The sequence below is a fragment of the Liquorilactobacillus uvarum DSM 19971 genome (assembly GCF_001434935.1).
GTDB lineage: Bacteria > Bacillota > Bacilli > Lactobacillales > Lactobacillaceae > Liquorilactobacillus > Liquorilactobacillus uvarum.
The window spans coordinates 1-17,733 of record NZ_AZEG01000032.1 but is presented as its reverse complement, the minus strand read 5'-3'; the positions used below and the strand labels follow the sequence as shown (position 1 = coordinate 17,733).

Below are 17,733 nucleotides of genomic sequence, written 5' to 3'. Positions count from 1 at the left end.
TTCCCGTGAATCAACATCCGCTTGACTCGCAAGTGAGCGATTGACTCCTCCACTAGGGCTTAACCCAATTTCACCCAATTCCAAGATATTCTGTTGAATTCTTTTTTTATTTATTTTTAAATGCAGCGTGCTCGTTTTCCCCAAAACAATTACCTTCTTACTTGAAATAGTTATTTTTTAAATTACCTTTTTAAGAAATTCCCTTGTTCTTTCAGTTTTAGGAGCAAAAAAGATTTCTTTAGGTGTACCACTTTCGATAATCTTCCCTTTCTCCATAAAAATAACTTTATTAGCTACTTCTCGCGCAAAGCCCATTTCATGGGTAACAACGACCATTGTCATACCGTCATCTGCTAAATCTTTCATTACCTTGAGAACTTCACCGACCAATTCCGGATCCAGCGCTGATGTTGGTTCATCAAAAAGCATGAGTTCCGGATTCATTGCTAGAGCTCTCGCAATCGCAACACGTTGTTGCTGTCCTCCAGATAATTGCGAAGGGTAATAATCTACTCTGTCAGACAAACCAACCTTTTTTAATAACTCGCGTGCTTTCTTCTCTACTTCCTTTTTCTCTGCCTTTTTTACTCTAACTGGGGCAATCATAACGTTTTTCAGAACCGTCATATGCGGAAACAAATTAAAACTTTGAAAAACCATCCCCATTTTTGCTTGAACCTTTTCAACACATTTTTTATCATCAGGATTAAGTTCTATGCCATCAATATTTACCGAGCCGCTATCCCGTCTTTCTAAGTCGATCAAACACCTTAGAAAAGTGCTCTTGCCGGCACCAGAAGGCCCAATTATCGCAATTACATCACCTTTTTCAACATTTAAATCAATGTCATCCAATACTTTATGCGAGTTAAAAACTTTTCCTAATTTATTAATTTCCATCATTGCCATAATTTTTACCCCTTTTTAGTAGACAGACAGCTTAGTTTCTAATTTATTAAAAATAAAAGAGAAAATAGAAGTCATCAATAGATAAATGAGTGCAGCTGTTATATAAACCTCTGTATATTTAAAGGTAGCTGAACCGATCAATTGAGCTTCCCGCATTAATTCGACCATCGCAATAGTTGAAACTAATGATGTATCTTTTAGCATACCTATAAATTGATTTCCCATTGCTGGCAGAATATTTCTTAATGTTTGCGGCAAAACTATCAAGAACATCGTTTGTACATCACTCATACCTAAAACGTTAGCGGCCTCATACTGACCCTTAGAAATTGAAATAATTCCCCCTCTGACAATTTCAGCTGTATACGCTGCACTGTTCAGAGATAATCCAATTACAGCTGCCACAAAAGGTGTCAAGGTAATTCCCCACGAAGGAAGCGCATAGTACAGAACAAACAGCTGCAAAATCAAGGGCGTCCCACGGAATATCCAAAGATAAAATTTGGCAATTCCGTTAACTATCTTTCGTTTAGAAATTCTCATAAAGGCAATTATTATCGCCAGAATTGTCCCAGCTATAAGTGATACGACCGTAAGTTCAATGGTCATTAAACTCGCTTGAAACATAATCGGTATTTTACTCAAAGTAAATCCTAAATTCATTCTTATATCCCCCACATTCTATTTATAAACATCATAGTCAAACCATTTTTTGGAAATTTTCGAAAGTGTGCCATCTTTTTTAAGAGAATCCAACGCTTTTTGAACTGCACTTTGCAATTCACCATCGTCTTTTCTAAAGGCTATTCCATAAGGTTCTTTGACATTCAAAATTGATTTAGAATATGTCCCTTCAACTTTTTGCATATAGTAGTTTGCGACTTGGAAGTCATCAACATACGCATCAATTCTCTTATTAGCCAAGTCTTGCAATGCTAAAGTAGCAGAATCATATTTCTTTATATTTTTTACTCCCTTAACATTCTCCACTTTATCCACTATTGCTTGTGCTCCAGCCTGTACCCCGACTGTTTTTCCTTTAAGGTTACTCAATTTCTTTATATTTTTAGAAGCTGCAACCTTTTTATTAGTAATTATTGTCATACCACCATTGAAATATGGTTTCGAGAAAGAAACAGATTTGGCTCTTTCTGCGGTAATGCCCATTGCTGATAAGATCATGTCAAATTTTTTCGATTGTAATGATGGAATAACCCCATCCCAATCCGTTGGGACATTATTGACTTTGACACCTAGTTTTGCTCCTAAAGCTTTGCCAACATCTATATCAAATCCTGTAAGATTCCCATTGCTATCTTTGAAATCCATTGGAGGATAAGCATCATCGATTCCATTTTTTATTTCACCGGCTTTTTTTATCCGTGTGGGCAACTGCGTATGCAATTTTTTATCTTCTTTTATTTTGCCGATCTTTGAAATGGAAACCGCCTGACTTTTTTTGGTTGAACTTTTTGTACCGCATCCTTCTAAGGTGCCTCCAACCAAGAGAAACATAACCGCTAGTAAAAACATTGTCTTCTTTTTCATAACTTCTCCTCCTAGAGATTCAAATTTATTTTTATCGGTCCCATATCTTTTTCTACCTGTTCAATAATTGTTCCTTGACTCATTAATTTTTTTAGATTACCGATGTCCTCATAAAAAGCCCTATCTTTGACAACTTTTGGAACACTTTTTTCAATAATTAATGTCACCTTTTTTATCATGGGTGCTAGCTCTTCAATATTCAAAAAGCTCACCCCCTCCTTACATACAAAAAACCAAATTGCCATAACTTCTTTAAACTTTTCACTCATTAAATATGCTTTTTTGGAGGCCAAGAATGCAAATGTCACAACATCTTCTTGCTCAGCCGACATCGTATTGTTATTGATGTTGACCGGACTGGCTAATAATTTCATTTCATTCAATAAGCCGGTCATTGTATAATGAACGATCATTAATCCATTATTGACTCCAGGTGATTTGACTAAAAAGGGAGGTAATCCGCTCAGCTTTGTATCTAAAAAACGGTTAGTAATTCTTTCTATTGTATTTACAAAGTTAGTAACTGCGATAACCAAGTAATCCATATGCAATGCAACATAGCTAGCATCAAAATTACCATTCATATAAACGTTTAATTTATCATTTTCTGTAATGAAAACAGGATTATCACTTACAGAAATCATCTCTTCATAAACGGTTTTTAAAGTTTCTTTGAATACTCTGATCAATGCACCTATCGTTTGCGGTAATGTCCTAATCGATAAGGCATCTTGGAGTTTCAACCCTTCATTTTTTTCCAAATTTTTGCTGCCAGCTAAAATATTCTTAACGTTTTGTGCTGTTTCGAACTGTTCCTCATGTACTTTCAAATTCATAACAGTTGAGTTCAATTCTGCTAATGACCCTTGCAAACCTTCAAAACTCATAGCAGCTCCGACCTCAATATGTTTTAATTCTGAATAGATATTATATACAGCTAAAAGAGCGATTGCTGTCACAGACATTGTTCCCGAAATCAATGCCAGTCCTTCCTTGCGTTTCAATGTTGGTATTTTAATTCCCTTTTCTAAAAGAATCTCGCGACTATTCTTTAACTGCTTATCTACAAAAACCTTGCCCTCTCCGATTAATGCTCTGAAGATATGAGCCTCTACACTCAGATAACCGACAGACCCTTCTCCCGGTGCGAAGGGATAAATTTTTGCATTTAAAACATCTTTGATTTCCTCAAGTGTTTCTAATGAAACTCCAGAATACCCTTTTCCTAAATTTATAAGTGTCATCAGCATTATTGCTCTGGTTTCAAAATAACTGATCGGTTTCCCAACTGATACTGCATGCGAACTCAAAATATTTTTTTGAAGTTTATTCTGTTCGTTGTCATCTACTTCCTTCATCCAATTATCACCAAGACCAGTGTTAACTCCATAAATCTTCTTTTTCTTATTTAAGGCTCTATTTAAATCATTAAATGATTTTTTTACCCTTAGTCCATAAGTATCATCAAATTCAATTACAGCTGCATACTTTACTACTGCGATAAAATCTGTAATTGTAGTTTCTTTTTCTCCGAGTACTACTTTTTTTATTTGATACGGATTGTCTTTAAGTACTGTGTTTAAATTCAAAATTTTCAACTCCCTCCATATCAAAATTTATTTAAATATTTTTTACCGCAAAAAATTACTTCCTGTTAAATGATAAAAACATCAATCTATTAAACATATTGATGAATTCATCAATGTAATAAAAGAGTAACCTGTCTAGCCACATTAATCAACTCAAACATTATAAAATAGTTAAAAACAATAAATAGAACGGTTGCATTTTAATTAAATAAAGTCAATTGATGTTTTTTATCGATTTTACAAAAGAATAACTAACCGAATACATTCCATAAAAGAAGTTTTATTTAAAAAAATAAATTTAATTGTTTTCTAGATTGATTTTTCCTCTTAAAACATCGATATAATTTATTTGCTGCCTATACCACCTATATATAGAAGATAATCAATAACATCGCTCTACATTGACTGCCTAAACACAATAGGCTTTGCATACAAGTAGGCATCATTTTTCACAGTAATGACTTTACCTGGTTTGCAAACATATCTTTCTTGATGCAACCTATTTTATTTTTTATTGGTACCCTAAGCTATTCGACTATAATTATTCCAAAATTTTATTCTATATTCTTTTTTGAGTGCAATTCGAAATGCCTTATAAAATTTCTGACTGTTGGGATGCCTTTTCGCTTGTACCAAAGGAACCCCTCATAGATCTAAGAACTTTCTGCTCTACCTGCTCAACCGATGTAAAACTGCGTTACTATTTTTAATAACAGTAATTGCCATTAGTTCACCCTACATGGAGAGCTGCACGCAACAATTCTGCATCAATTGCGATATTCTTAACTTGTAAATAAAAGCTGCTATTTACGTACCTTTAATCTGAGCGCCTAGTAAATGTTCAAAACAGTTATATAGAAAAATTCAAACTACTATTGATTCTCTAAAATATTATTTTTACAACAATCCGAAAACCAAATTTGAATACTTTAAAATAAAACCGCGAAAACTCCCTGTATATTTTGCTAACCTAAAGAAGCAGAATAACAAGAACCTTATTTGTCCTTGCCATCCTGCTCTAATTTTTAAATACCTTAAAATGTTACTTCATGATCCTTGCTATATGAATAAATTATTATTCTCTGGTCTTAACTCGGAATAATTTTCTAACCTCTGATATTAGTTGTGCATTCTCAGATTTTCTTCCAATGGTAATTCTGACGTGATGTGAATAGCCCCATGCATCGCACTCACGAATAATCACTCCTTGAGACATTAATTCTTCACAAATTTCACCAGAATATAAATTATCTGGCAATTTGGCGAAGATAAAATTTGACTGAGATGGAACAACTTCAAAACCAAGCCGCGTCAATTCTTTTGAAAGTTTTTCTTTCTCAAATATCAATTTTTGTTTAATCTCATCAGCTTCTTCTTGATCCATCAACAAGGAGGCACGCGCTGCGAAAAGACCAACCCGGTTGACACAAAATGGTTCAGTAATTGTGTCGTATGCTGAGATTACTTTTGAACGAGCCAAAATATAACCGACACGAGCCCCAGCAAGCCCATAGTACTTAGAAAACGTTCGAATAATGACCAATTTTTTCTGATCAATCTTCTCTACTAAATGTGCACGTTGTCCTGTTTGAATAAAATCTGCGTAGGCTTCATCTACAGCTATCCAAACATCATCGCCTACTTCATCAATAAAACGTTCAATATCTTTAGGATCATTGATCGCGCCGGTCGGGTTATTAGGATTGCATAACCAAATCAGTTTCGTTTTCGGTGTAATCGCTGCTTTAAAAGCAGTGAAATCATAGGTAAAATCAGCCTTTACAGGAACAGATTTAACTTTTGCCCCCATTAAGATTGAAACTTCCCGATAAAGACGGTAAGTCGGTTTAGCAATTAAAACTTCATCGCCCTCATTTAAAAACAAACGTGATGTTGTCTCGATCACATTTCCTGCCCCACCACCAAGAGCAACATTTTTACTTGTAAGACCATTTTGAGCTGCGATAGTCGCAATCAAGTCAACATAATCATCCTCAGGATAACGGTTCAGATACTTCAGGCTTTCCTGCATGGCGGCACGTGCATTCGCATATGGCCCATAAGAGTTCTCATTTGACCCCAACTTAACTACTGCTTTCAAATTATATTTTTTTAGAACTGCTGCCTCGGTTTCTCCTGCAATATAGGGCTGACAATCATCAACTTCTCTGCGTAATTTCAACTCTGACATCCAATCACCTCATCTTTTAATCAACACTCACCAGTCATATCCAGCCACAGCTGGTCTCAGATAATACAATCTTCTAGCAATTATACTTTGCCTTGCGTTGATGCTTCTTACATCACCAAGTTCGTATGCATTTTTTTCAATTCGCTGTATATCTCCTATCTCCATACGTTCTTGATACAGAATCACCGCCTCTTAATATTAAAATTAAATTAAGTCTTAATAAGACAATAATTCATTTCTCAATATCATGTCAATGAATATAACATTGTATATATACAAAAAATGCTTGCTTTCAAAAGATTTTTTGAGATAAGGCGATTGTAATTATGTATAAAATAACAATGTTATAGTTTACATGCTAATAAACATTCTTTATTAACAACAAAATATTCATTGTTATTTTTTGATCTTTATTTTATAAAGTGAACTGCATATGTTTAGCTGGCTAAATTCACCTTTAGATGATATATTTTCTAACACAAAGTATATGCATCCTATCTTCAATCTATTTGTTAAGTTTAAAGGATGTCTCTCGTTCAAAAAATAAATAAAGTAAGAAGGTATGCCACGTGAAAATTGTTATTTCCGATTACGCAGAATCAATGATGGATGACCAAACTTATGCATTTAAACTTTTAAAACACAATCACCCAGATTGGATCATAAAAGCCATTGCTTATAATCCGGAAAATCTGCATGCATTTAACGCTGAATTATTTGATGCCGATGCTTTATTGACAGCCTTTATTCCTGTGAATGAAGAACTGCTTGCTAAAGCTCCTAATTTAAAACTAATTTCAATAAATGCCATGGGGTTCAACAATATTGATCTAAAAGCAACGTCGGCACACCGTGTTAGTGTTTGTGCTATTTCTGATTATTGCAGCACTGATGTAGCTGAATTTACGATCTCATTAATATTAAGTCTGATCAAACAGCTGAAAGCATATGACTACACTCTTACGGTCGATCATTTGTGGAAATATAATGCTTTACTACCGCAAAAGCGTTTGTCCGAACAAATTTTAGGAATTTTCGGCCTGGGTAACATTGGCCAAAAAGTAGCCGCCTTCGCCAAAGCGTTAGGAATAAAAGTTATTGCATATGATCCATATCTCCCGCCTAAAGTGGCAAAAAAACTCGAAATTGACTTAGTATCAGCGGCACAAGTTTACGCAAATGCAGATATCATTACTAATCATATGCGTTTAACTGCGTCAAACCGGAACTTCTTCAGTACAACTGCTTTTAAACAAATGGGGCAAGGACAACAGCCAATTTTTATTAACGTTGCTCGCGGTGAAAGCGTCGATGAGCAAGCTCTACTGTATGCATTAGATCAAAAATGGATCAAAGGAACCGGCCTTGACGTCCTTTCATCTGAAAACCCCAACTTAACAAATCATCCGTTACTGAATCGTTCCAATGTTATTCTGACACCACATGCCGCTTTTTATTCAATTAACTCAGTGACCGACCTGCAACGTATTTCATGCCAGAACATTATTAATTTTTTTGAAGAAGATTACATCAATATTGACCGCTTTGTAAGTGAGCCGCCTAAAGTTTTGAAATAGTATATCGTATCTATGATACTTCGACTTCGAAAATAAAATGGTTTTACTTGTATCGCATTTACCTGCCACTCCCTTTGCCAATTAAAAAAGCATCTGTTATACTATGTAATTGATTTTTTTAACTTAAATTTAATTGGAGACATTGGATGAACATAACAATTCAGGTATTAAGCATTGCTGTAGCGATAGAATTTTTTTATATCATGTTCTTAGAAACTTTCGCTACTACATCGAAATTAACAGGCAAAGTATTTAACATGTCACCAAATGAACTAAATAATAAGAACGTGCAAACATTATTTAAAAACCAGGGTATTTATAATGGTTTGCTAGGAATAGGTATTTTATACGCCGTGTTTTTATCTTCAAATACCAAGGAATTATTGTTAGCGATCATGGCATATATAATTTTAGTTGCCCTGTATGGCAGTTATTCAAGTGGTGACAGGCTAATTGTGTTCAAACAAGGCGGACTGGCGATTATAATTTTGGGATTACTATTGATTTCGTAAGATATTTAATTGGTAGAGGTATAGGTAGTTAATACATGCCTTGTCCAATCTCAAATTACAGATAACGCTTCTCTCCTTTGCCTTAAAGTATCTGAATGCAATTCCTTATTCTGAGACGTTGAATTTTATCAAAAATCGATTTTTTTATAATAAAAGCAGGCTCAACTACAATATCTGCGTAGTTAAACCTGCTTTTATTACGTATATTAATAGAGCAAATAAATTAATTATTACCCATAGTATTGCCTTGTTATATTTTTCTGAATTTTTCCCGCTATTATTTTGACGCGAATGCCGTGATTGACAACTGCTTTATCCAAACAAAGCCATAATCATTCTACATTTCTACAATTCGAGTAATATCTATTAATGATGAAACAGCAAACACAATTTACCACTTTTTCAAGTTTGATTTTTCTTCCAACTATTTAGTCACAAATTGTTCAGAAACGTATTCTGCATATAACTTGTGACCATTTAAAAGCTCTTGATGGGTACCAGATCCCGTCACTTCACCATGTTCTACAAAATAAATCATATCAGCATCGACAATTGTTGATAACCGATGTGCAATAACTAACGTCGTCCGCTTTTTCATCAATTGCTCAAGTGCACGTTGTACCATAGCCTCGGATTCCGAATCCAAACTTGCTGTAGCTTCATCTAACATCAAAATTTTGGGATCGCGCAGAAAAGCTCGAGCAATAGCTAAGCGTTGGCGTTGCCCTCCCGAAACCTTCACACCACGTTCGCCCACTTGTGTATTTAACTTTTCTGGCATTTTATCTACAAAATGATCTGCATAAGCTAAGCGCAAAACTTCCCACAATCGTTTATCTGAAAACTTCTTTTCTAATCCGTATGTCAAATTATCACGAATTGTACCAGCTATAATTGCTGAATCTTGTGATACAAAACCGATCTGTGAGCGCCATGAATTAAGTGAAACATCTTCGATATTATGACTGCCAATACTAATAGTACCTCTGGCTGGTCCGTAAAAACGCTCAAGCAGTTGGAAAATTGTCGATTTCCCACCTCCTGAAGGACCAGCAAAAGCTACAATCGTGTTAGGTTTTGCTTCAAATGAGACATCATGTAAAGTTGGTTCATCTACTTCGTATTCAAAATCAATATGGTCGGCTCTTAAGACCAGGCCTTCAACATTGACATTTTTTCCTTGATTAAGCTTTTCGACTGGTTCATCTAACAAAGTAATCAATCGATATGTTGCACCTTGAGTCTTAGCTAAAGTTGAACCAAACGTACCAATACTTATCAAAGCTGGCATAATTTGGAACAAGTACATAATAAAGCTGAACAATGTACCCATCGAAGATTCACCCTGAGCGACACGCAATGAACCAACAACTAAAATTAATGCAAATAACCCCATCATTACCATAGTCATAATCGGTCCCATCACACCATCAACAATAGCTTCACGCCGACCAAATTTAAATAAGTCTTGAACCTGGTCAATGCCTCGTTTCAAAACATGTTGTTCAGCACCCGATGACTTCACCAAACGCATTTCAGAAAGAGTTTCTTGTGATACACCACTAAAATCGGCCATAGCATCCTGTGTACCTCGACCTACTTTTGAGCCCAGAATCATAACTGGTGTCACTAGCAATGCTGTGACGGGCACAGCTATAAATATCCAAACCGCCAAATGCCAATCGGTTGAGAACATCAAAATTATCGCACCTACCATTGAAATCATACTAGTTAAAAAGTTTGGCAACGTATTGGCAACCAACGTTTTCACCTGTGAAGTATCGTTTGTCAACCGAGAAGTTATTTCTCCAGATTTTACGTTATCAAAATATGGTATTTTAAAAATAACAAGTTTATTCCAAACAATTTCACGTAAATTACGTACCAACTGTTCTCCAGCTACACCTGTCAGAAAGTTCCCAATAGCCGATACAACGGCACCACCAATAAACAACGCCAGAACTAATTTTACAATTGTTCCATCAAGCTGAATGTTTTTTAAATCCTGACTATTAAACGTATTGATCAAACTTCCTGCATATTTTGGTGTCATTAAATTAAATATTACACCTATAATTGAGAACACTAGGCCTGGTACCATTAGCTTGAATTGTGGACGTGCTATTTTAATAATTTTCCAAAGGCCCGAAATTTTTGCCTTTGGCTTTTTTTCGTTTTTACGAGCACTGACGGTCCTGACCGTCCTAAGTGTTCCCTCTGACATCAGATTCTCTCCTTTAATTTGATCAAAAATGGTTGAACTAAATGTTCATTGTTTCTAAAATTGATCAAATTCGATTGCATGTTTCATCTATTATCCAAACAATTCATTCTGTTTATTTTTATTCGTACATTTCTTTGTTAAGAATTCTCGTTGTCATCACGATTAAAAATCCCCCGTAGATGATGATCCTGCATTCTTTTAAGATATGCAGTTTGATTTCTATGAAATTTCTGTATATTGGTCGTGTTAACAAACTGATCAAAATGAAATTGTAAATTTTTGTCCATCTTATTGCGCATTTTAGCCAGGTACTCATCTGACATTACATGTTGATTCAATTTACGTAAGCTTTCACCAAACCGTTCACGTTCATTATCATCAAAAACTTCGAACAATTCTGTTTGAAAATCAGTTTGCTTGTTATCTAACAACTTCAGCTCCTTGCGTCCTTCAGGAGTGATTTTCACACGAACTACACGAGCATCATCCTCATCTCTAACACGCTGAATGTAAGACCTATTTTCTAGTTTCTTAATAATCTGTGTGACCGATGCTGGTCGTATTGCTAAAATATCAGCAATCGCACCGGCAGTTAAGTTGTTATTTGTTTCTGCCAAAACTCGAAGCAATCTTCGACTATTATCTGGTCGCTGATTTCCACGATGACCGCACAAACTCCTTGCTACAAACCAAATTGCCGGTTGCCGTGCTAAAGTTGTCAATTCTTCAAATATTTCTTTATTGTTCATTATTTTCCATCCCATCAATTTTTCAATCTAGTTAGTTAGTTTTAAAAAAGTTAACAAACAAATTATATAGTAGTTAATTAGTTTTGTCAAAGTAAACTAATTAACTACTATATAATTTGTTACTGTCCGCTCTCTACTTGACTAATCTCAGAAAAACTAGTCTGTATTTTTTCGAGTACTAAAATACTCTTGAAGTTGTTCTTCCTCATCTTCATCAAAAAAATTCTGCCCTAATTGCCGTAAAAGTTGTTCTTTCAATTCAACTTTGATTTCCCAAAAACCATCAACATTCATGAAAGAACTTCGTTTAAATTTTGAAAAAATAGGATAAATAGTTAGAAATTGCGAAAAGGACAGACCCTGTTCCTCATCAAATTCTTCAACCCATCCTGTTTGCAATGCTTTATTCGTAGGGTCCCCCCAAGGTGTTATCACTTCATTTTTGACTAAAAAGTTATAGATGTCTGCTTTAGTTAATTTGGAATTTTGTTTGCTAAAAAAATGAAAACCTTGTTCGACTAAGGGGGGATACATAATTCTCACAGTATAATACCTCGTTTGTTTTTTTATTTAGAGCTAGCATTAGCATGCATAAATTTAATTTTAGGAAAGACCAGTTAGCTTGTATCTCTTTAAGCTCTCCATTAAATAGTAACTGTTACTATTTATAAAATAACAAGTATTATTTTACCTGTCAAACATTAATTAATAAACATTTCAAAAAACTCTTAGATACCACATCTCTGCAAACTGGCCCTAACAAAATCTGGTACACCAGAGATACATCCCACGATAGTTACACCACATGAAATAATTACCTAAATGGAAATACACAAAAAAACCAAACTTCGATAAACTGATCAAGTTTGGTTTTAAAAAATATTTTCTCAGCTGCCTATTTTGCAAAAAGTAAGCTCACTTATCCTATAACATCTTGAACATATGCATACAGTTAAATCTTTTTGATCATGAGAACATCACAAGCATTGTGCGATTGTGGCGCTAATGGTTTTTCTATTTCATCATAGCCCATGTGACGGTACAATCCAATTGCTTCTTTTAAATTGGAAATTGTCTCGATATAAAGTTTTTGATATCCTGCTTTTTTAGCTTCATTTTCAATTAGTGTGAGTAACTTTTTCCCTACTCCTTTGCCCCGAGAATCATTAGTCAAATATAATTTTTGTATTTCAGCCACGCCCTGCTTTTCAAATGGTGCATAACCTCCACCGCCCAGAACTTTTTTACCTTCTTTAACAACAAAGTATTTACTATTTTCTATATTTTTGTAGAAAGAAAACAAGTCATTTAGTGCCGGATCATAATACGTTGAATTTGGTAAATTATTACCATATTCAAGCAGAGATTCCTGAATAATTCGTTTTAATTCTTGGTTATCTGCCATACTAATTTCTTCAAATGTAATTTTTCCAGACATACTTTCACCTTCTTTTGTTAAAAATAATACTCATGGGGCACCTTTTCCCATTAAAATTTTGATCAGAAAAACATTCAACTAGCTCTGAGCATATGTGTTCTTGAAAAACTGAGACTTATACTTTTTCATTATCCAAACACTGCCTACAATAAAGATTATGGCAACAATAGTGGCAATGATAAGACCACCTAAACCTCCAACACTCATATTGCCCTCACCCGTTATTATTTCTTGAAGCAGATCCCACACACAATGAATTGCTATCACTAATGTCAGCTTGTGCGTTAAAACGTACAAAACTGCAAAAATAAATCCGATACCTACAGCATCAATGGTTGAAGATATAACTGCCATCACGTCATCCCCAGCTGCCATATTAACTAAATGCATAAGTCCAAAAAATAAAGAGGAAACGAATATCCCCTTAATCTCGCTATTCTTATAATTTTTTAAAGCATTAACACCAATGCCTAGTATTAATCCACGGAAAATTAGTTCTTCTCCTATACCAGATCTGAGCGCAAAAACAATGTTTTCGATGGAAGGAGCTTTCCATGTGTTGAATGGATGCAACCAAACAGCCGAATCGATGCAAAAAGCACCGATGAATAAAACAACCAAAACTAATACAGTTTTAATTGTAAGCGACTTTCCTTTACCAAGCAATTGAGGTAACGGCAGGTTTTGATTGACCAAATTAATATAAACAAACGGGGTGACGATTAATAGGATAGCCAACAGTGATATGATTTCGCCTGGATCAGTTAAATCACCAAATAACCCCATTATAAAATTGACAGACAACATGAGGTACATAACATAAGCAACAATAATTTCAATCGTTACTACTATGAATTGCATCATGCTTTTCACTTTTGGAATAGTAATAGTGAATATCAGCGGAAATAAGATCAACAATGAAAGTATAAAAGAACCTACATAACCCCAGACGTTAAATTGTCCTGCTGCCGTTGTGAAATGTAAAAACTTTCCGGCATTTTTAAAAACATTAGAGTAATTCGATGTTGGATACGGAAATAAGTTAAAAAAGATTAGGGTTTGAAGCGGATAATTAACAATATTCAACCAATTGTATTTAAACCTTTTTGTTAATAAAGGAAAATGTTTGGCATCAAAAAAATCAAATTTGAAACCAAACGCAACTACAAGGACGGTATATATAACCATATTGACTCCAAAATTATGAAAATCTAGACAAAACCAATTTAACAATAACAAAACAGTGATCATTATTAAATATAATGTTTGAAATGTTACTTTTACACGATGAAAAAAAACGGATTGCATTATTGTTTACCTCAGTTTTCTTTGAAAATTTATTCGACATAAAAAAGCTTCTAACTATATTTGCTACCATTACACACCTGTCTCATAAAATGAGTGCCAACTGCCAGTATAGAAGCTGCATAATCATACTTGATACTACAAATTATTTTAAAATTAAATCCTTAAGTTCTACTGGTGCATGTGTCATTAAACGATACCCATTTTTGGTAATTAAAACAGTATCAGAGTGACGGTAGCCCCCTTGGTTTTCGAAATATATAGCCGGTTCAACGGAAACAACCATGTTTTCTTGCAGAATAGTATCATTTCCAAATGAAAGAGTTGGCCATTCATGATTGTTCAAACCAATTCCGTGACCTGGGCGGTGCAAAATATGATTTGCTAAATCTTCCTTATCAAAATAGTCATCCACAGCTTTTTCGATATCACTTGCTTTGTTGCCCGGTTTTAGATTCTCCAAGAATATTTTTCTTGCCATCATCATTTGATCAAAATGCTCTTTTTCTTCGTCTGTCGGTTTTTCAGTGAAGAACGTACGCTCACATTCGGCAGCATATCCTTGAAGATTGAAAGTAGCTACATCAATATTAGGTCCCGCGCACCAATTACTGAACTAATATCCGGAATACTATGTGGCATAAAGCTATACTCGGCCGGCCAAACTGCATTAATTGTTCGGTTTTCCAAACTAAAATGTTTCGCTAGTTCCTCTGCACCGACTTTCATAGCAAGGCTGTAAGTATCGACCACTTTTGTCCCTGTATGTGATATTTCTAAAGTCTTTTGAACTACACTACTACAGATATCTGAAACGTATTGTAATTTATCTAATTCATACTCACTCTTGATCATTCGCTGATTCTGAATAAAGAATTCCGTCTCCCATTTAATATCAGATGTAAATTTTGTTATCAGCAACTCACCATTACTTTCGATCCCAACTCGGGATAAAGGTGCGAGATATTTCGTTAGTATATCATACCAATTTTGACCATCTTTTGAAGTAACATCAAAATAATTATCCATATCATAATCAAAATACGAAACAGTAAAATGATCTACCTCTAATTGAGGGACAATAAACAACGGTTTTCTGTCAGGATATACAACAAAGATGAATGGTCTTTGCTCAGGTTTATAATTAATATTTGTAAAGTACCAAATATCTTCTTGATCAGTAATAACATAGGCATCCATACCTGCCTTCTTCAAGTTATCTTGCAAGTTAGTTAGTCGTTCTCTTAATTCCTGTTCTAAATTTTGCATGACGATACTCCCCTTGCTCAATTATTGAAAGATGTATATTTTTGAATTTTAACATCATGATAAAGTCTGTTAACATTCAAAACAACACGCAAAATCAATCAAAGAGTAGGTTATCAAACATCTTGCAATAAAAAGTAGGGAAAAGGTAATCTTTTTATTAATATTGCTGTCTTCCTCCAATTTTTTCTTGCGATACAAATATTATGACTTCCTTTAGACTACCCTGTTTATTACATGAAATGCTAAAAAATATTTCTTATCTCACAAGTAAATTTGTGATTTATTTAAGCATACAAAAAGCGCCTATCCACGATGGCTAGACGCTAAAAGCTGAAAAAACTGATCTTTCATCAGATGTCAAAAAGCCTGAGAACCCTACTCATGCTTCAGCAGTAGTTACCGTAGCATTTTGACTATAGTGTTTAACGACTAATGCTAGACCAACACCAATAAATGTGATTATGACATTCATTAGAATAATCATCTTTGGGCATTGTTTTAACCTAAATATAAAAAGGGCGCTGTTGAAAAACAACGACCCTTTTCTTTATGACTCTTTATTTTCAGAGAAATTTTCATCATTAGAACTCTGAATATCTAATCCTTCAAACATAGAAGACAACTCGCTTGAAGTGTACAAGGCATTCTGCTTTAAAGTTAATGCGATAGGTAGATGCTCGTAACCCGTATCATCAACAAAAGATTGTATCTTTTTATTGTGAGGAATAACATTTCCTCTATTGTCAACACGAAAAATTTTTAAATTTTTATCTGCATTATGTTCATTAAGCATAGCCTTATTTTTAATCAAAAATTCAAAAATATCTACTTCTTCGCTTTTATCGGAATCCTTGACTATATAAATGATATCTGTCATTTTCCTATTTGCCACCCTTCTGCCCTGATTTTCTTCCTAAACAATACGTTGCGATATAGGCTCATATGCCCAAAGACTGATAAGGTAAATATTAAATAAAAAATGGACTATTGGAACATGTTAATTCATAACTGGAGTATTTATCCCAGAAAGGAAGAACTCTTCCAGTAATTAAGCAGCTGTAAATTAAGGAAACTCTGCTTATTCAGGATCTGAAAGCAATGCTGTGTCAGGTTCTACTGCTTTAGCATCTCTATTTCTATTATAGAAACTAGATAAGTAATTATCAGTGCACCATAAATATAGTCCATATTATCATACTAGGGAACACTTAGGACCAATACTTTTTGTGTCACCTATAAAATTATAAATCCTTTTGTCACAGCTCTTGAAATTCACTCAAAAATCATTCAACAACATTCTTACATATGCTTGAGGTTCTTTTGCCAGAAATTCGCAATGATTATATCCATCTTTAATAATTAGATTGCAATTCGCATATTTTTCGACAGTAGAAATGCATATTCTTGCTCTTTCCTTAGTTCCATAAAGGAATGTTAAATCTTGTTGTTCTTTCAAATCAATTTTTTCAGGCAACTCATAGGTGTAACACGCAAATGCTAGATTATTGATACTTTCATCACTCATACCACCACAAATTTTTTTCATTTCCGCAGCATGAGTAGGATAAAGTTTATCCAGAAGATTTTTTCGACTTGGCGATTTTGCCGATTTATGTGCAATCCATTTAAAACCAGTTGCCATAAGTTTGATACGAAAATCTGAAAAACGCATAAACGGGGTTCCATCCAAAAATATATGAGAAACAGATATTTTTTGGAAATTGAATAATTCAAAAGCAATAATTCCTCCTAAAGATGTTCCTAACAAAATATCAATATGTTGAATATCGTTCTTTAACAAATAGTCCGCAATTTTCTTTGCTTCATCTTGGACGGATAGAAATGTTGAATTTTCATTTAAGACATGAGCATCTAATGTTGGTAACACTATATAATGCGAATACTGTAATGTTTGACAAATACTATCAAACATTTCTTCTGAAAAAAACATCGCATGGATCAATACGGCAACTGGTTTTTCCGGTTTTCCTAGCGTTTTGAATTTCATATAATTTCCCCCTTCCTAATAAAAATCTAATGAATAATCAATAACACCTACTATTTTTTACAATATCAAAATTTTTTTGGCAATTCATGTGCGAATTCTGAAACTATTGTTATCATATCGCTGTGAAACTTCAAGTGATTTTCAAGAGTTGCTTTTTCCATCGGTGCTAAATTTGTTAAAATTTCGTTATCTCTAACAGAAGACATCATATAAATTATAATACGGATAGCCAAAATAATTTAGATAGTTTTCATTATCAAGGTGAAATGCTATTACAAAAGCAAATACAATAGTTATGTGTGCATAAATTATTTAAAATTACCATCAGGATTATAAATCTTTCGGCTTCCTTTTTAAAATGCTCCTATGTCAATAAATGGCACATCTTTTTCTAAACACTCGTTCTAATTCTGT

At 34.2% G+C, this 17,733-nt stretch carries 17 protein-coding genes; 2 read left to right on the top strand and 15 right to left on the bottom strand.

Going from position 1 to position 17,733, the window contains the following annotated elements:
- Window positions 1–177 precede the first annotated feature (177 nt).
- From FD20_RS10665 to FD20_RS13360, 6 genes are all read right to left on the bottom strand, one after another.
- On the bottom strand, window positions 178–903 hold the full coding sequence (locus FD20_RS10665) for an amino acid ABC transporter ATP-binding protein (RefSeq protein ID WP_157060915.1): 726 nt from the start codon (window positions 901–903) through the stop codon (window positions 178–180).
- Window positions 904–924: 21 nt separating this feature from the next.
- A complete protein-coding gene (locus FD20_RS10660) occupies window positions 925–1,572 on the bottom strand; it encodes an amino acid ABC transporter permease (RefSeq protein WP_057738471.1) in 648 nt (215 codons plus the stop codon).
- An 18-nt stretch (window positions 1,573–1,590) separates the two neighbouring features.
- Complete coding sequence (locus FD20_RS10655) at window positions 1,591–2,457, bottom strand: ABC transporter substrate-binding protein (RefSeq protein WP_057738469.1); 867 nt, start codon at window positions 2,455–2,457, stop codon at window positions 1,591–1,593.
- Window positions 2,458–2,468: 11 nt separating this feature from the next.
- A complete protein-coding gene (locus FD20_RS10650) occupies window positions 2,469–4,046 on the bottom strand; it encodes an HAL/PAL/TAL family ammonia-lyase (RefSeq protein WP_057738467.1) in 1,578 nt (525 codons plus the stop codon).
- A 1,075-nt stretch (window positions 4,047–5,121) separates the two neighbouring features.
- On the bottom strand, window positions 5,122–6,237 hold the full coding sequence (hisC, locus tag FD20_RS10645) for a histidinol-phosphate transaminase (RefSeq protein ID WP_057738465.1): 1,116 nt from the start codon (window positions 6,235–6,237) through the stop codon (window positions 5,122–5,124).
- 27 nt (window positions 6,238–6,264) lie between these two features.
- On the bottom strand, window positions 6,265–6,402 hold the full coding sequence (locus FD20_RS13360; RefSeq protein ID WP_162255646.1) for a hypothetical protein: 138 nt from the start codon (window positions 6,400–6,402) through the stop codon (window positions 6,265–6,267).
- Window positions 6,403–6,806: 404 nt separating this feature from the next.
- Here FD20_RS13360 and FD20_RS10640 point away from each other — a divergent pair, with 404 nt between their 5' ends.
- Window positions 6,807–7,814 (top strand): NAD(P)-dependent oxidoreductase, encoded by a 1,008-nt coding sequence (locus FD20_RS10640; RefSeq protein ID WP_057738463.1) that lies wholly within the window; start codon window positions 6,807–6,809, stop codon window positions 7,812–7,814.
- A 146-nt stretch (window positions 7,815–7,960) separates the two neighbouring features.
- The gene (locus FD20_RS10635) at window positions 7,961–8,326 is read left to right on the top strand and encodes a DUF1304 domain-containing protein (protein WP_057738461.1); all 366 of its coding nucleotides are present in this window, start codon (window positions 7,961–7,963) and stop codon (window positions 8,324–8,326) included.
- Window positions 8,327–8,750: 424 nt separating this feature from the next.
- On the opposite strand, the gene FD20_RS10630 is transcribed toward FD20_RS10635, so the two are convergent.
- The 9 genes from FD20_RS10630 to FD20_RS10595 form a co-directional block, all read right to left on the bottom strand.
- Complete coding sequence (locus tag FD20_RS10630; RefSeq protein WP_057738459.1) at window positions 8,751–10,550, bottom strand: ABC transporter ATP-binding protein; 1,800 nt, start codon at window positions 10,548–10,550, stop codon at window positions 8,751–8,753.
- A 137-nt stretch (window positions 10,551–10,687) separates the two neighbouring features.
- Window positions 10,688–11,299 (bottom strand): MarR family winged helix-turn-helix transcriptional regulator, encoded by a 612-nt coding sequence (locus tag FD20_RS10625; protein ID WP_057738457.1) that lies wholly within the window; start codon window positions 11,297–11,299, stop codon window positions 10,688–10,690.
- A gap of 156 nt (window positions 11,300–11,455) precedes the next feature.
- Complete coding sequence (locus tag FD20_RS10620) at window positions 11,456–11,842, bottom strand: hypothetical protein (protein ID WP_057738455.1); 387 nt, start codon at window positions 11,840–11,842, stop codon at window positions 11,456–11,458.
- Window positions 11,843–12,251: 409 nt separating this feature from the next.
- Window positions 12,252–12,737 carry a GNAT family N-acetyltransferase gene (locus tag FD20_RS10615; RefSeq protein WP_057738453.1) on the bottom strand — a complete coding sequence of 162 codons (486 nt, stop codon included), beginning with the start codon at window positions 12,735–12,737 and terminating at the stop codon, window positions 12,252–12,254.
- 78 nt (window positions 12,738–12,815) lie between these two features.
- Complete coding sequence (locus FD20_RS10610; protein WP_162255645.1) at window positions 12,816–13,925, bottom strand: CPBP family intramembrane glutamic endopeptidase; 1,110 nt, start codon at window positions 13,923–13,925, stop codon at window positions 12,816–12,818.
- A gap of 262 nt (window positions 13,926–14,187) precedes the next feature.
- Window positions 14,188–14,631 (bottom strand): M24 family metallopeptidase, encoded by a 444-nt coding sequence (locus tag FD20_RS13855; protein WP_235807768.1) that lies wholly within the window; start codon window positions 14,629–14,631, stop codon window positions 14,188–14,190.
- On the bottom strand, window positions 14,622–15,311 hold the full coding sequence (locus tag FD20_RS13850; RefSeq protein ID WP_235807767.1) for an aminopeptidase P family N-terminal domain-containing protein: 690 nt from the start codon (window positions 15,309–15,311) through the stop codon (window positions 14,622–14,624). Before FD20_RS13850 ends, FD20_RS13855 begins: the two co-directional genes overlap by 10 nt.
- A 547-nt stretch (window positions 15,312–15,858) precedes the next feature.
- Window positions 15,859–16,188, bottom strand: coding sequence for a hypothetical protein (locus tag FD20_RS10600; RefSeq protein WP_057738449.1), 330 nt, complete (start codon window positions 16,186–16,188; stop codon window positions 15,859–15,861).
- A gap of 399 nt (window positions 16,189–16,587) precedes the next feature.
- A complete protein-coding gene (locus tag FD20_RS10595) occupies window positions 16,588–17,319 on the bottom strand; it encodes an alpha/beta hydrolase (RefSeq protein WP_057738447.1) in 732 nt (243 codons plus the stop codon).
- Between the last annotated feature and the right edge of the window lie 414 nt (window positions 17,320–17,733).

Coding starts and splice junctions, on each gene's coding strand:
- FD20_RS10665 (WP_157060915.1), bottom strand. CDS start 903: ATGATGGAAATTAATAAATTAGGAAAAGTTTTTAACTCGCATAAAGTA.
- FD20_RS10660 (WP_057738471.1), bottom strand. CDS start 1,572: ATGAATTTAGGATTTACTTTGAGTAAAATACCGATTATGTTTCAAGCG.
- FD20_RS10655 (WP_057738469.1), bottom strand. CDS start 2,457: ATGAAAAAGAAGACAATGTTTTTACTAGCGGTTATGTTTCTCTTGGTT.
- hisC (WP_057738465.1), bottom strand. CDS start 6,237: ATGTCAGAGTTGAAATTACGCAGAGAAGTTGATGATTGTCAGCCCTAT.
- FD20_RS13360 (WP_162255646.1), bottom strand. CDS start 6,402: ATGGAGATAGGAGATATACAGCGAATTGAAAAAAATGCATACGAACTT.
- FD20_RS10635 (WP_057738461.1), top strand. CDS start 7,961: ATGAACATAACAATTCAGGTATTAAGCATTGCTGTAGCGATAGAATTT.
- FD20_RS10630 (WP_057738459.1), bottom strand. CDS start 10,550: ATGTCAGAGGGAACACTTAGGACGGTCAGGACCGTCAGTGCTCGTAAA.
- FD20_RS10625 (WP_057738457.1), bottom strand. CDS start 11,299: ATGAACAATAAAGAAATATTTGAAGAATTGACAACTTTAGCACGGCAA.
- FD20_RS10615 (WP_057738453.1), bottom strand. CDS start 12,737: ATGTCTGGAAAAATTACATTTGAAGAAATTAGTATGGCAGATAACCAA.
- FD20_RS10610 (WP_162255645.1), bottom strand. CDS start 13,925: ATGGTTATATATACCGTCCTTGTAGTTGCGTTTGGTTTCAAATTTGAT.
- FD20_RS13850 (WP_235807767.1), bottom strand. CDS start 15,311: ATGCAAAATTTAGAACAGGAATTAAGAGAACGACTAACTAACTTGCAA.
- FD20_RS10600 (WP_057738449.1), bottom strand. CDS start 16,188: ATGACAGATATCATTTATATAGTCAAGGATTCCGATAAAAGCGAAGAA.
- FD20_RS10595 (WP_057738447.1), bottom strand. CDS start 17,319: ATGAAATTCAAAACGCTAGGAAAACCGGAAAAACCAGTTGCCGTATTG.